Genomic DNA, 15,063 nt, shown 5'->3' with positions numbered 1-15,063 from the left:
GTAAAATTCTTTACTCGGAGAAGTTACTTACTGATTAAACCACTATGTTCATGTAAAAGTTCTACGGCTGGTTCTTTACTGCTTAAACCACGACGTTCAAGTAAAGGTTCTACTGTTGGGTCTTTACCTCTGAAACGACGGTACATGACTGTTGGATCGTCTGTTCCACCACTTTCTAGTACGTGCTTGCGATATAATTCAGCCGTTTCTTGATCGAATATGCCATTTTCTTTAAAGGCTAACCAAGTGTCAGCGTCATAGATATTTGACCAGATATAACCGTAATAACCGGCTGAATAACCACCGGCGAAGATATGTGAATAATAACCTGTTTTATATCTTGGCGCGATTTGTTCAATTAAACCCATTTCTTTTAAAACGTTTTTTTCAAAACTATTAGCATCTTGTATCTCAGCTGTTTCTAATGAATGCCAGCTCATATCCAATAATGCGGCGGCTAAATATTCAGTGGTACCAAAACCCTGATTAAACTTGCCTGAAGCTTGAATTTTTTCAACAAGGGCTTGAGGGATCACTTCACCTGTTTGGTAGTGTTTAGCAAAATTTGCTAATACTTCCGGCTCTGTCATCCAGTTTTCCATAACCTGTGAAGGGTATTCAACATAATCTCTTGGTAGTGCAGTACCGGTTTGAGAGCGGTAATAACCATCAGATAATAAACCTTGAATCGCATGACCAAATTCATGGAATAAAGTTGATGCTTGATCAAAGGTTAATAGTGTTGGTTTATCACCAATGGGGCGAGGGTAATTTAATACATTGTAAATAATGGGCGTGACTTCTTCGCCATTCATACGATATTGCTTACGGAAACTGCTCATCCAAGCACCGCCACGTTTGCTTTCTCGTACGTAGTGATCTGTCATGTAGACGCCGACATAGCTGCCGTCACGATCATGCACTTCAAAGGTACGCACTTCTGGGTGGTATTTAGGTAAATCATCACGCTCTTTAAAGGTAACACCCCAAAGTTTTTCTGCCGTAAAGAAAACCCCTTGTAGCGTTGCTTCTAATGAGAAGTAAGGTTTGGTTTCTGCGGCGTCAATGTCAAAGCGTTGTTTACGGATTTTTTCAGCGTAGTACCACCAATCCCATGCCGCCACTGTAAAGTTATCACCTTGTGCGTCAATCATTTTTTGGATATCAGCGGTTTCTTCTTTCGCACGTTCTAATGCGGCAGGCCAAACTTTATTTAATAATTCAAAAACATTTTCAGGGGTTTTTGCCGTGGCATTTTCAAGGACAAAATGGGCATGAGTTTTATAACCTAATAACTGCGCCTTTTGATAACGCAGGCTAGCGATTTCACTAGCAATGGCTTGGTTGTTATTGGCGTTGTCGTTATTACCACGCAGGGTATATCCTTTATAGATAGTTTCACGTAGTTCACGGTTGTTTGAATAGGTTAAAAATGGATTTTTACTTGGGCGATGGGTGGTAAATACCCACTTGCCTTCGTGGCCACGCGCTATTGCGGTTTCGCTAGCGGCAGCAATAATATCAGCAGGTAAACCATCAAGATCGGCTTTATTATCAATGACCATTTCAAAGTTGTTAGTTTCTGCCAGTAGATTTTCACCAAAACTTAAACTTAAACCACTTAACTTTTCATTTAAGTCACGTAAGGTTAACTTGTCAACATCGTTAAGGTTTGCACCACCTCGAACAAAGCTCTTATAAGTTGTTTCTAGTAGACGCTTTTGATCTGTACGTAAATCAAATACCATTTGATTATCATAAACTTCTTTTACTCGTACAAATAAAGCATGGTTCAGCGCTATGTCGTCAGCTAAGGCTGATAGTTTAGGTGACATTTCTTTGGCAATGGCGCGCATTTCTTCATCTGACATTGAGCCAATTAAACCGTAGAAGGTATTACTTACTTTAGTTAAAAAATTGCCTGACTTTTCCATCGCAACAATGGTATTTTCAAATGTTGGCAGCGATTTAACGTTTGTAATAGCCTCTATTTCAAGCTTTTTTTGTGCAATACCATGATTAAATGCCGGTAAGTAATCACTCTTTTTAATTTTATCAAAGGGTGGAATACCATGCGGTGTCGCGTACTCAGAAAAAAATGGATTGTTTGCTGTATTTTCTGCTTGCTCTATTTTCACAACGTCAGGGGGCGTTGTGTTTGGCTGACAACCGGCTAATGCGATTGCAATGGCCAATGGTGCGAGATAACGAGTTTTCATTAAATGACCTTTTAAGTTTATATCCAGAGGGCTAATAAGGTTTATTCAGAGCGATAGCATGGTATGAGTTATTTTATATCACAATGAAGCTAGTATTGATTCTATGTTGCACTCGCCATAGGTACAAGGCCATCAGAGAAAAATTCGATGAGTGGTGCGTTATTGGCGGTCAAATATACTTTTAGGGCTTAATTTAAAAAGGCTAAATGCTCTACTAAATAATTAGCCGCAGATAAAGTGATTTCAGAGCGTTTTCATTGTGAAGTCATTAAGGTTGTCTTATCTAAATAAAGCCGATTTGGCGTTAGCTAACGGTAGATGCTAGAAGATAAAAACACTAAATCATTTCTATTTTTAACAACTTTTTACTTTGACTCACAAACCAAAGTAAAAACGAAAGTGTATGATTAAGTTGAGTTAATGGCTCATTTAGCTATTTCTTGAACCGCAAGCTCAAGCCGTGGGTCTGAGGTGTCTGAGCTGGTATATTTAAATATCACTTGCTTGTGCTTGTTAATGAAAAAAGTTGTTGGTGTGCCGTTTACGCCATAAAGTATGGCCACTTCATCGCCATTAACGGCAGTAGGAAAGCTATAGCCTCGAGCAGCTAACTCATCTTGTGGTAGTACGCCGTCATCTTCATTAAAGCTAATAGCAACAAGCTTAACACCTTGCTGTTGATATTTTTTTTCAAGCTCGATTAGTTTCGGCTGTAGTACTTTGCAATAGGGACACCAGGTAGCCCAAAAATGTAAAATAGTCGCTTGTCCGTCAAATTGCGCGGAAGAAATAGTGTCACCAGATTGTGTTTTAAGTTGCCAAGCTGGTGCTTGTGGCGGAACAGTGGTTTCTTCAGCATTGGCATTTAGGGTAAAAAATAACAATGCGAGCAAAGTGCTCGTGAGTAGTTTTTTGCTTAAAGTTAGTAAATAAATCAAGCCAGATACTCATTAAGTGATTAGTTATTTAAATTGACCACACAAATCAGCATCTCGTTTCAAAAAAGTTTATTTATTTTTCTTATTGAGGTTAATCCGGCTAGTAACCTTAACTTTATCTTGGGCTAATGCATGTTCAGCCAAAATCATATCTGCTGCTTTTGCCGCAATCATCATGGTTGGCGCGTTGGTGTTGCCACTAATGAGCGTTGGCATAATTGACGCGTCAACGACTCGCAGTTGCTTAATGCCTCTGACCTTTAACTGTTCGTTAACTACCGATAACTCATCTTGGCCCATTTTGCAGGTACCGACAGGGTGGTAAATAGTATTACACTTCTCTTTTAGAAACTGGTGAATATCTTGATCTGTAGTGCAATCTTCACCTGGGAATATATGTTTAATATGTGTGAGAGATAATGGCGATGTTGATAATATTTTTCTAGCAATTTTCACGCCTTTTACCATGGTATCAATATCATCTTGATGATCTAACATATTCATGTGAATACGTGGATGCTGAGCAATTTTATTGCTGTTAAGTGTCACTGTGCCTCGGCTTTTTGGCCTAAGCAGGCATACATGCAAGGATATGCCGTAGGTAAATAGCAGTTTAAGATTTCTGCCGTGATCGTCCATGGCGGCAGGCACAAAGTGCAGTTGTAAATCGGGTTCATCCAAGGTTGGATCTGATTTGATAAAACCACCGGTTTCGGCAATAACCGTGGTCAACAGGCCGGTGCGTTTAGTGATGAACTTTAATGTTTCTTTTGCCCCCCACCAAATTGATTTCGGACGAAACGCCATTACTTGGCTTACATTATGTTGGGCGACGTTGAGAACATCGACATGATCCTGTAAATTTTTACCTACACCTTCTAGTGCTTGTACAAGCTCAATATCATGCTTTGCTAATTCTGCCTTAGGTCCGACACCAGAAAGCATTAAAATTTGTGGCGAGTTGATCGCACCAGCACTGAGGATAACTTCGTGGTTAGCAATGATCTGCTGAACTTTGCTGCGATGTTTATACCTAACACCTGTAGCAATACCATCATTAATGACTATTTTTTCGACTTGTGTTTGGGTAATAACCGTTAAATTTTTACGGTGCAAATTGGGCGTTAAAAAGGCTTTTGCGGCACTGTGTCTTAAGCCATTTTTTTGGGTGACCTGATAGTAGCCAATGCCTTCTTGTGACGCGCCATTAAAATCATGATTTTCAGGATAACCTGCCGCTATGGCTGATTGTATGAAGTTTTCATTAATGGCGGGTTTAGAGACTGAGTCTGCAACATTAAGTGCACCGTTAATACCATGAAAATCATCCGGCCCACGTTCTTGATGTTCAAAGGCTTTAAAGTAGGGAAGAACGTCATTAAAGCTCCAACCTGTGTTACCTAAACTGTGCCAATGGTCATAATCATTTTGTTGTCCTCTAACATAGAGCATGGCGTTAATTGAGCTACTGCCACCTAGGGTTTTACCTCGTGGTGTAAAAATTTCTCGATTATTCAGGGTTTTTTCTTGCTGAGAGTTAAATTGCCAATTTAAGCTGCGATTTTGTAACAGGGCAATAATGCCAATGGGCAGATGAATCAACCAGTTTTTATCGGCTTTACCTGCCTCTAATAGGCAAACACTATGTTCGCCACTAGCTGATAATTTATCAGCTAATACGCAACCCGCTGAACCACCCCCAATTATTACAAAATCAAATGTCTTCACACGGCCACCTTAAAAGTTGCTGTTATTATTATTTTTAACACGTCGGACCACTATGATGCAAAATAATTATTTATTCAACTGTTTCGCTTAAGCGCTATTTTTGTCTCTCATCATTAATCTAGATTTGTATGAAATGGTTATAACACAGCAATGGGCTTAAATTTACCATATGAGCACTCACACATTACTTGTCGTTTAACTGAGTAAAGTCAGTTGAAATCGAAAAATATAGCGTTGCAATCAGTGAACAAAAATACTGTCATGTGGTGAGCTATCATTATGAATGAGCCTATATTGGCTGTTGGTCGCTATCGTCATTATATCAATCGCTATCACGGAGGCTATCATAGAGATAATGTCATGAATAAAATCACTTTTAGCGCTTTTTAAGCCAGTATTATCTGATCCCGTTTCATCTTGTTACGCTATCGTTTACCTAAGGGGAAGCTGTATGTCATCTGACTCAAAATCTCGACATGAAACACTGGAAGAGAATGTGGTATTTCATGTGCACGAAGTGACCAAAGTGTATCAGATGGGGGAAGTGCAGGTGCGAGCTTTACGCGGTGTTGATATCGATCTGCATCGAGGAGAATTTACCGTATTGTTGGGGGCCTCGGGCAGTGGTAAATCAACCCTACTTAATATTCTGGGTGGTCTAGATATTCCAACAGAAGGCCATGTGTTTTACGGTGAGCGTGATCTGACACGAGCCAGTGAAAGAGAGTTAACAGAGTATCGACGTTTTCATGTCGGTTTTGTTTTTCAGTTTTACAACTTAATTCCCAGCCTGACGGCACGTGAGAATGTTGCCGTAGTCACAGAAATTGCCAAGTCGCCGATGAAGCCAGAAGAGGCATTAAAACTCGTAGGTCTAGAGAGTCGGCTTGATCATTTTCCTGCCCAGCTTTCCGGCGGTGAGCAACAGCGTGTTGCCATTGCACGTGCTATTGCCAAAAACCCTGATGTGTTGTTATGTGATGAACCCACCGGCGCGTTAGATTCTAAAACCGGTATTGTCGTGCTGCAGGCTTTGCAACGAGTGAATCAGGCGTTAGGGACAACCACGGTGGTTATTACCCACAATGCCGGCATTGCTCAGATGGCTGATCGCGTTATCCATTTAACTGACGGATTAATCAGTAAGGTCTATAAAAATGAAACTCGATTAAGACCTGATGAGTTGACGTGGTGATCTCGATATGAAAGCTATCGATATAAAATTATGGCGCGAACTTTGGGCTATGCGGATGCAAGCCCTAGCAATTATTATGGTAATTGTTGGTGGAGTGAGCATTTTTATTATGTCATTAAGTACACTCGATTCCTTGTTTGAAACCCGTGAAAATTATTACCGCAATCACCATTTCGCCGATGTGTTTGCTTCGCTAAAGCGTGCGCCCTTATTACTGGTAAAACGTATTCAGGAAATTCCCGGTGTTGATAAGGTTGAAACTCGGGTGCTGGCTTATGTGAATCTAGATGTAGAAGATTTTAAGGATCCGGTCAGTGGTCATCTACTGTCATTAAATGCCAATAGTGCTGGCCTTTTAAATCAGATTTATTTACGTAAAGGGCGTTTACTTGAGGCCGGTCGTGATAATGAAGTGTTACTCAGTGAAGAGTTCGCCCGTGCCCATGATTTACAACCCGGTGATAAATTAGCAGCAACAATAAATGGTCGGCGAAAAGTGCTGAATGTAGTCGGGCATGTGCTATCTCCTGAATATATTTACCAGATTGCCCCTGGCGCGATGTTTCCTGATTATTATCGCTATGGTGTTTTATGGATGGCACGTAAGCCACTGGCAAGTGCCTATGATATGGACGGGGCATTTAATAATGTCACGCTTACCCTGAGTAAAGAGGGTAATGAACAGGATGTAATAGACCAGCTTGATGAATTGTTAAAACCCTATGGCGGCATAGGCGCATACGCGCGCAAAGATCAGTTGTCTAATCGTTTTCTGACTGAGGAGCTTAAACAACAAAAAACCATAGCCACCATCTTTCCGATAATCTTTTTGGGCGTGGCAGCATTTCTTTTAAATGTTGTCGCGAGTCGCCTGATCAGTTTACAGCGTGAACAGATTGCCGGACTTAAGGCCTTCGGTTATAGCAACTTTGCTGTTGGCTTGCATTACACAAAATTGATATTAATGATCACCGCTATTGGCGTTATTGCAGGCATAGGTTTTGGTATCTGGATGGGCAAGGGCATGAGTAATATTTACATGACCTTTTATAGCCTACCATTTATGATTTATGTACTAAAAGCCGAGGTTATTATTGCTGCGGTGTTAATTAGTATGGGCGTTGCTATGGTTGGCACTCTGTATGCGGTATCTAGTGCAGCCAGTTTACCACCGGCACAGGCAATGCGTCCCGAGCCCCCGGCAATGTATCATACAACTCTGATTGAAAAACTGGGCTTACAGCGCTGGTTTTCACAACCAACGCGAATGATTTTTCGTCACATTGAGCGCCGGCCTTTAAAATCATTAATGACTATATTGGGGATTAGCATGGCCTGCGGCACTATGATGGTTGGTGGTTTTCAAGAGGGGGCTATTAAGCACATGGTCGAGGTGCAGTTTGGTATGAGTCAGCGCAGCGACCTAACAGCAATATTTACCGAGCCAACATCTCAGCGTTCACTTTATTCACTACAGAGTTTACGGGGTGTAGAGCATGTTGAAGGTTTTCGAGTCGTTACGGCAAAATTGCGTTTTGAACATCGCTCGTATAGAACTTCTGTGCAAGGAATAGCGCCTGATGGCAGCCTGATGCGCCTGCTTGATACGCGCCTGAAAGTGATCAATTTACCGCCAGAGGGCATCATACTCACCGATTACTTGGCAGAGATATTACATATTAAGGTCGGTGATATGCTGACCATAGAAGTGCTGGAAGGTGATCGTCCTGTGGTGCAAGTACCCGTGGTTGGTCTGGCGAAAGAGTATCTGGGTTTAAATGGTTATATGCAGTTAAACTCATTAAATCGCCTGCTAAATGAAGGCCATGTTATTTCTGCTGCTTGGTTAAAAGTTGATAGGTTACATCAGGCTGAGGTATACGCAGAGCTTAAAGGTGCGCCACGCATAGCTGGCGTAGTTGAGCAAGAATCGGCGATTAAATCTTTTTACGAAACGATGGATGAAACGATTTTATTTTTTACCTTTATCACCACTTTGCTAGGTGGAAGCATAGCATTTGGTGTGGTTTACAACAGTATGCGCATTGCGCTATCTGAACGAAATCGAGAACTGGCTAGTTTGCGCGTGTTGGGATTTCATCGCTCAGAGGTTGCCTATATTCTTCTGGGTGAAATGGCGGTGTTAACACTCATCGCTATTCCACTGGGAATGATGATTGGTTATGGTTTATGTGCATTTCTTGCGTTTCAGTTTGATTCTGATTTATATCGTATTCCTTTGGTGCTTGGCTTAAAAGTTTATGCTTTTGCTGCCTTAGTGGTCATTGGCTCCTCTGTCATTTCTGCATTGATGATTTGGCGTAATCTGGCACACTTAGATATGGTGGCCGTACTTAAAACTAAGGAGTAAACAGATGCTTGCTCTGTTGAAAAAATATCCACTGATATGCTTTATTGTTGCCTTAATCACCGGATTATTGATTTGGGGTTTCTGGCCACAGTCAATTATGGTTGAAGGCATAGCCGCAAAATATGCACCTATGACCGTAAGCATTGAAGAGGAGGGTCGTACCCGGTTGATTGATCGTTACGTGATATCAGCGTCTGTTGATGGCGTAACCTGTCGTCAACAATTAAAGGTCGGTGATACGGTTAAGCAAGGGCAGGTATTGTTAGAGATTACGCCATTACAATCACAAGTGCTAGATCCGCGCAGCCGTGCCCAAGCTCAGGCTCAAGTAGCCGCGGCAAAATCGGCTTTACATGCTGCACAAGAACAGGCAAATGCAGCATCTGCATCGGCACAATTAGCCAGTAATGAATTAACACGGCTGCAACCATTAATGGCACAGGCTTTGATTTCACGTGAAGCCTTTGATAAGGCCCAAACCCAGGCACAAACGACGGCAGCGTCTAAACGTTCAGCCAATTTTAGTGTCGAAGTGGCTAAATATGAACTGGAAGCTGCGGCCACGGCTCTACAATATTCAGCTGCCGTTGACAGTGGACAGCCGGCAGAGCGAGTGCCAGTTAGATCACCGATAGATGGAAAGATTCTTAAAGTTGTTAGCGAATGTGAAGGTCCCGTGCGTACTGGTGAGCCATTGCTAGAAGTGGGCGACCCTTCAGTTCTGGAAATAGAGGTGGATGTACTTTCCACTGATGCGGTAAAAATAAAATCCGGTATGAAGGTTTTGTTTGAGCGCTGGGGCGGTGACAAACCTTTAGAGGGACGGGTTCGAATAGTCGAACCGGTTGGCTTTACCAAAGCGTCAGCACTTGGGGTTGAAGAACAACGTGTGTTGATTATTTCTGATTTTGTTTCTGGGGCTGAACTTTGGAATCGACTTGGAGATGGATATAGAGTTGAGGCAAATTTTATTTTATGGCAGCAGGAAAATGTACTGCAAATACCGGCGAGCAGCTTATTTAGATATAAGGGGGGCTGGGCTGTATTTGTTATTGAGCGTGATCTGGCGGTAAGACGGGAAGTTAAAATTGGTCAGCGTAATGGTTTGATTGCGCAGATTCTAGAGGGGGTAAATGAGGGGGAACGGGTTATCAATCATCCGAGTGATGAAGTGGACGATGGTAAGCGAGTAGAAGTACGCTCATTTGAATAATACAATAACTGTATTTCCAGCGACAGTTTCAAGACAGGGTAACAATACTAAATAACGGCCAAAAAAAAGCTAAACAAATGTTTAGCCTTTTCGAGTGATATTAAATCAAGTTAACTTAACTTGATTTAATCTGATTTAATTTAGCCCAAGCACTTTTTTACCTTGTTTAAAGGTAATATCGACAGGAATTTTTGCGCTTTCTAAACTGGCTAAGTCTTCTGCCAAATGGCTGTTAATCACACCACTTTCTGCTACTAGTTTATCAACACCATCGTAATCACCGTTGCCTTGTAAGGTTAAAATTAACTCTGACAAAGAATCAATAGCGGCGGTCATCTCTGCAACATTAACCTTGTATAACCCTTGCTCATTACGAGTGAATGCACCTTGCTCAGCAAAATAGTTAAAGCGCACCATGTTGGCTTTACCGTGCGCTGAACTTGCTCCAAAACGCACAGAACGGAATATACCGGTTAAGAACGTGGTGTAGTAGTCTTCTAGCGTACCTTCACTAATAACATTTTTAGCCAGTAGTTGACGTATCATATAAAGGCCTAGTACATCGGCTTTGCCTTCTTCCAAAGCTGAGGCATGTTCTTTTAATGATTGACGCACTGTACCTTTGTCATTAATGGTGTTTTTAATGCCTAAGCCGTGCGCTACTTCATGAAACATAGTGTTGGCAAAAAAGGCGGTAAAGGTGACATTTTTTCGCTGTTCTGGCACAATTAATGTCTCAGCAATAGGGGTCATGATGGCGTCAAACTTTGCCCGCATGGCATTTTTTAACTGCAAACGACGTGTACCTTTTTCCAGTTGTACTTTTTCGTCATTGGGTAAGTTAATCGCTATCGTTTTACCGCCAGCATTTGAATGGCCGGCATAATAAATAACATCATAGGCATTTAAGTCAGCATCAGAGCCAGGAATTTCGGCTTTATACTCTTGGCTAACGGGTAGACCTCGTTGTAATTCAGGTAAAAAATCAGCGTATTTTGAAAGCTTTTCACTCCACGACATATCTTTGATCAGTACGTAAGATTCAAAAGCGGCACGATAACCAAAAAGCTGATCTTCATAGGTTTCAATTGGACCTATAACAATATCAATGGGGTTGTTTTTCATGTCCATCCAAGCAAGGTCAGATGCCTGAAAATCATCAGTACGTAATGCTGTGGCGCGCATATTAAGGTAATTAGCGAATTCTTTATTATCGGCAAAGGTCGCGGCTTTTTCTAAAATAACCGCAATACGATTAATTTCGTCACTGTAGGCTTCTGAAAAGGCAATAGTGTTTAATTCACCATTTTCGTTTCTTATTACCATCGAGTACAAACCATTTTTGTCATCAAAGGTGGCTTTTTCAAATTCGGCTTTGCTCATATCGGCGGGATAGAACTGAGCGCCAGGGCTCTTTTCTGTGCTATCAGTCAAAAAAGCTTTGTCACCATTTAATCGATCCCAAGGACCATAATTAATGCGGGCAAACTCTCTGACTTTATCGTCATTTATTGACGCTAAAAAGCTAGTTTTATCTTGGCCAAAAGCCTGTTGCCAAAATAGATCATCGATAATGTCTGAGGCTTCGATAAGTAAAGACAACATTTTTTTCTGGTTCGTGGATAGGTGCGATAAGTCAGCACTTAAGGTCACTGTTTTATAAATATCTAAACGGTCTTGATATGCAGGTAACAAGCTAACACTTGCAAGCGGTGTTACTGTTTTGTTGTCACCACAAGCGGTTAATGTGCCAGCAATGATCAGCATAGAAGCGAGTTTTGAAAGTTTCATGTAAGGTTTCTCTTGGTAAATACCGTCTAGAGACTACCAAAATAGATGATAAGCGCAAGCGCAAACCACAACAAACTCTTGCTTTAGTGGAATTACAGGCATAAAAAAACCGGCCAAAGCCGGTTTTTTAATTCTTTATAAAAAATTAAAGCGCTTTAATAGAAGCGTTTAAACGGCTCTTACTACGAGCGGCTTTATTTTTATGAATAAGACCTTTGCTTGCATAACGATCTAAAATCGGTGCAGCAGCAGCAAATTCTGTAGATGCTTTTTCTTTGTCACCGGCTGCGATAGCAGACATTACTTTTTTAAGTAAAGTACGCATCATTGAGCGACGGCTTGCATTGTGTTGGCGGCGCGTTTCAGATTGTAATGCGCGCTTCTTAGCAGACTTTGAGTTAGCCAAGGTGAACTCCTAAAATTGAATAAATATTGCCTAAATTTAAGGCGACGAAATATGCCTGTTTTTAACTGGTTTGTCAAATGATTTACTTTTTTAATTTGACCGTTCGGATAATTACCCGTTTGTATAAATAAAACCAATAGTACATTCTAAAGTTTTTAGTTAAAAGTTGGAAGTGCTGTTCTCCTCTGATTTAACTAATTTTCGATATATTTGCTATTTAGGCACTTTTTTGACAAAAAAAGCACACTTTTAGCCTTGAACAAGTAGGTTACCCGATTATTTATAAAACATCCGCTTTAGGAGATTAAAGTCTTGTCTATCAATTTATAAAAGCCGCATAATAGAGAGATATTATCTATTATGCGAAATTTGGCTGGTTTTAATGATGAATCAATACTTATATTTCTCATAATATCAGCGAATTAAATTAGTGTGAATAGGTTGAAAAATATTTTGAAAATAAGCATAAGATTGGAGCTAGCTGTTTGAGTAAAAAACTAATTAAGTCAGGACTTATTGTCAGCGCTATGACATTAATTTCACGTGTGCTTGGCTTAGTGCGAGACATTGTTATTGCCAATATTATGGGCGCTGGGGCCTCAGCAGACGTATTCTTCTTTGCCAATAAAATTCCTAATTTTTTGCGACGTTTGTTTGCAGAAGGTGCTTTTGCACAAGCCTTTGTGCCGGTGTTAAGTGAATACCACACCCTTGATGAGGAGCATAGCACTAACGAAACACGCAAGTTAATTGGCCAAGTTTCAGGCACCCTGGGTGTTATTATTACCTTAGTGACCTTATTTGGTATGATAGCGTCGCCATTAATTGTGGCGCTGTTTGGCTTCGGTTGGTTTTTAGATTGGTTAAATGATGGTCCTGCGAGTGAAAAATTTGATCTGGCGAGTACACTATTAAAAATTACCTTTCCTTATTTGTGGTTTGTGAGTTTTACAGCACTATCAGGCGCGATATTAAATACTTATGGTCGTTTTGCTGTTTCAGCTTTTACGCCGGTGTTATTAAATGTTGGTATTATTGCTTGTGCTATTTACTTAGCACCTGTGATGGATAATCCTGCATTTGCGCTTGCTTGGGGCGTGTTTTTAGGTGGTTTTATTCAATTCGCTTTTCAGTTGCCCTTTTTATATCGTGCGGGTGCTCTGGTTAAACCGACATGGTCATGGCATTCGCCTGGCGTCACTAAAATACGAAAGTTGATTATTCCTGCACTCTTTGGCGTGTCAGTAACGCAAATAAATTTACTGCTTGATACCATTATCGCCAGTATGTTAATCACGGGTTCTATTAGTTGGTTATATTACGCTGACCGATTACTAGAATTTCCACTGGGCTTATTTGGTATAGGTATTGCGACAGTAATATTACCCAGCTTGGCTAAATTACATACTAAGAAAGATACTCAAGAATTTAGTGATACCTTAGATTGGGGCATCAGAGTTGTTTCTCTATTTGGTTGGCCAGCTTTAGCTGGGCTAATGGTGCTAGCACAGCCGATTATTATGGTGTTATTTATGCGAGGTGAATTTACCCAGTATGAAGTTTTACAAGTGTCTTATGCTTTGTTTGCTTACCTTTCGGGGTTACTCAGCTTTATGTTTATTAAAGTATTAGCACCGGGTTTCTATGCTCGCCAAGACACTAAAACACCGGTGAAAATTGCGATTAAAGCTATGGTGGCCAATATGGTATTTAATATGATGCTAGCACCATATTTTGGTTATGTTGGTTTAGCCATAGCAACGACTTTATCTGCAACGTTGAATGCACTGATGCTTTATCAGGGGTTAAAAGCGGCTAATGTTTTTCAGTTAACGGGCAAAACATGGTGGTTTATCAGCCGTCTTGTAAGCTCTGCAGGGATAATGGCTTTAGTTGTTTATCAAGTATCACCTGAGTTTGATGTCTGGCTTACCTACAGCTTTACCATGCAAGTGACCCAACTTTTGATCTGTATTACCAGTGGCATAGTAAGTTATTTAATTTGTCTGCTTTTATTAGGTATTCGACTTTCAGATATCAAAATTAGACAAAAAACGCTTAATTAACACGATATTTCCGCTAAAATAACTCTTCATAAGGGCTGATTCTTATTGCTGACTCATATATAATTCATCGGCTTTTATTCTTTAATAATTTAGCTAGTAGTAAAGCACTATTGGCAGTAAGGTTTTTAATTAGATGCAATTAACACGTGGCATTCATAACATGCGCATTAACGTTGATAACAATCGTCAAGGTTGCGTGTTAACTATTGGCAATTTTGACGGCGTTCACTTAGGGCATAAGCAAGTAATTCTAGCTTTGGTTGAAAAAGCCAGAAAGCTAAACTGCGAAGCTGCCGTATTGGTCTTTGAACCCCAACCACAAGAGTTATTTTCGCCTGAAACAGCCCCCGCACGATTGTGTCGATTACGTGACAAATATGTCCTATTAAAAAACTTAGGTATAGATAGATTAATTTGTATCAATTTTAATAGAAAATTTGCTAGTCTAACCGCCGAGACCTTTATCAAAGAGTTATTAGTAAAACGCTTAGCGATAAAGCACTTGATTGTTGGTGATGATTTTCATTTTGGTAAAAATCGCCAAGGTAATTTCTCTATGCTCAAGGCCGCTGGTAAGCAGTTTGACTTCTCAGTAACTGATACCGCAAGCCATAAACTAGCAGGTTGTCGTGTAAGCAGCACAGCAATCAGGCAGTTATTAGAGAAAGATGATTTAGACGGCGCGAAAACCATGTTAGGACGGCCCTATTCAATTATTGGCAAAGTTTTTCATGGTGATAAACGCGGCCGTGAAATAGGTTTCCCTACGGCCAATATAAGATTAAAACGTCGGGTTTCGCCTGTTTCAGGGGTTTACGCGGTGCAGGTTAAAAGCCCATTTGGTCACCATTACGGTGTCGCAAACATAGGCTCAAGACCGACAGTTGCTGGTATTAGGCAACAATTAGAAGTACATATATTTGATTTTGATAACAATTTATACGGTGCAATCATTGAAGTAGTTATGTTAAAAAAACTACGAAGTGAACATAAGTTTAACTCGTTAGTTGAGCTTACCGAACAAATTGCCACCGATACTGAACAGGCCCGCACTTTTGTGCAACATTTAGCTATTACTTAACGACATCGTAACGATAACTTATTGGTAAATGACTAATAAATTAGCGATAAATTAA

Annotated in this window: 10 protein-coding genes; 5 read left to right on the top strand and 5 right to left on the bottom strand. The window is 40.6% G+C overall.

The window, feature by feature from the left end:
- Positions 1-23 precede the first annotated feature (23 nt).
- The 3 genes from H4J59_RS13310 to H4J59_RS13300 all read right to left on the bottom strand — a co-directional run bounded on the left by H4J59_RS13310 (position 24) and on the right by H4J59_RS13300 (position 4,885).
- Positions 24-2,219 carry a M3 family metallopeptidase gene (locus tag H4J59_RS13310; RefSeq protein ID WP_182240132.1) on the bottom strand — a complete coding sequence of 732 codons (2,196 nt, stop codon included), beginning with the start codon at positions 2,217-2,219 and terminating at the stop codon, positions 24-26.
- Between the two features lie 425 nt (positions 2,220-2,644).
- Positions 2,645-3,157, bottom strand: coding sequence for a TlpA disulfide reductase family protein (locus tag H4J59_RS13305; protein ID WP_259369528.1), 513 nt, complete (start codon positions 3,155-3,157; stop codon positions 2,645-2,647).
- 69 nt (positions 3,158-3,226) lie between these two features.
- Positions 3,227-4,885, bottom strand: a complete 1,659-nt coding sequence (locus tag H4J59_RS13300; RefSeq protein WP_182240130.1) for a GMC family oxidoreductase — start codon at positions 4,883-4,885, stop codon at positions 3,227-3,229.
- A gap of 451 nt (positions 4,886-5,336) precedes the next feature.
- Between H4J59_RS13300 and H4J59_RS13295 the strand changes: the two genes are divergently transcribed.
- Genes H4J59_RS13295 through H4J59_RS13285 form a run of 3 tightly spaced genes read left to right on the top strand, consistent with a single transcriptional unit; the run spans position 5,337 to position 9,664 of the window.
- Entirely contained in the window at positions 5,337-6,080 is a 744-nt protein-coding gene (locus tag H4J59_RS13295) for an ABC transporter ATP-binding protein (RefSeq protein ID WP_182240128.1), read from the top strand.
- Between the two features lie 7 nt (positions 6,081-6,087).
- Positions 6,088-8,451, top strand: a complete 2,364-nt coding sequence (locus tag H4J59_RS13290) for an ABC transporter permease (RefSeq protein WP_182240126.1) — start codon at positions 6,088-6,090, stop codon at positions 8,449-8,451.
- Positions 8,452-8,455: 4 nt separating this feature from the next.
- Positions 8,456-9,664: an efflux RND transporter periplasmic adaptor subunit gene (locus tag H4J59_RS13285; protein WP_182240124.1), complete on the top strand. Its 1,209-nt coding sequence runs from the start codon at positions 8,456-8,458 to the stop codon at positions 9,662-9,664.
- A 135-nt stretch (positions 9,665-9,799) separates the two neighbouring features.
- Here the strand turns inward: H4J59_RS13285 and H4J59_RS13280 are convergent, their stop codons facing one another.
- Together H4J59_RS13280 and rpsT are read right to left on the bottom strand one after the other, a co-directional pair.
- Positions 9,800-11,455 carry a dipeptidyl-peptidase 3 family protein gene (locus H4J59_RS13280; RefSeq protein WP_182240122.1) on the bottom strand — a complete coding sequence of 552 codons (1,656 nt, stop codon included), beginning with the start codon at positions 11,453-11,455 and terminating at the stop codon, positions 9,800-9,802.
- A gap of 145 nt (positions 11,456-11,600) precedes the next feature.
- The gene (gene rpsT, locus H4J59_RS13275) at positions 11,601-11,861 is read right to left on the bottom strand and encodes a 30S ribosomal protein S20 (protein ID WP_182190577.1); all 261 of its coding nucleotides are present in this window, start codon (positions 11,859-11,861) and stop codon (positions 11,601-11,603) included.
- Between the two features lie 485 nt (positions 11,862-12,346).
- On the opposite strand from rpsT, the gene murJ reads away from it, so the two are divergent.
- Together murJ and ribF are read left to right on the top strand one after the other, a co-directional pair.
- Positions 12,347-13,927 carry a murein biosynthesis integral membrane protein MurJ gene (gene murJ / locus H4J59_RS13270; RefSeq protein ID WP_182240120.1) on the top strand — a complete coding sequence of 527 codons (1,581 nt, stop codon included), beginning with the start codon at positions 12,347-12,349 and terminating at the stop codon, positions 13,925-13,927.
- Between the two features lie 133 nt (positions 13,928-14,060).
- Positions 14,061-15,008 carry a bifunctional riboflavin kinase/FAD synthetase gene (gene ribF, locus H4J59_RS13265; protein WP_182240118.1) on the top strand — a complete coding sequence of 316 codons (948 nt, stop codon included), beginning with the start codon at positions 14,061-14,063 and terminating at the stop codon, positions 15,006-15,008.
- Positions 15,009-15,063: the final 55 nt, after the last annotated feature.

Source organism: Colwellia sp. MB02u-10 (genome assembly GCF_014077185.1).
Classification (GTDB): domain Bacteria; phylum Pseudomonadota; class Gammaproteobacteria; order Enterobacterales; family Alteromonadaceae; genus Cognaticolwellia.
Note: the sequence above shows the minus strand (reverse complement) of the source record. Positions and strands in the feature narration are given on the sequence as shown.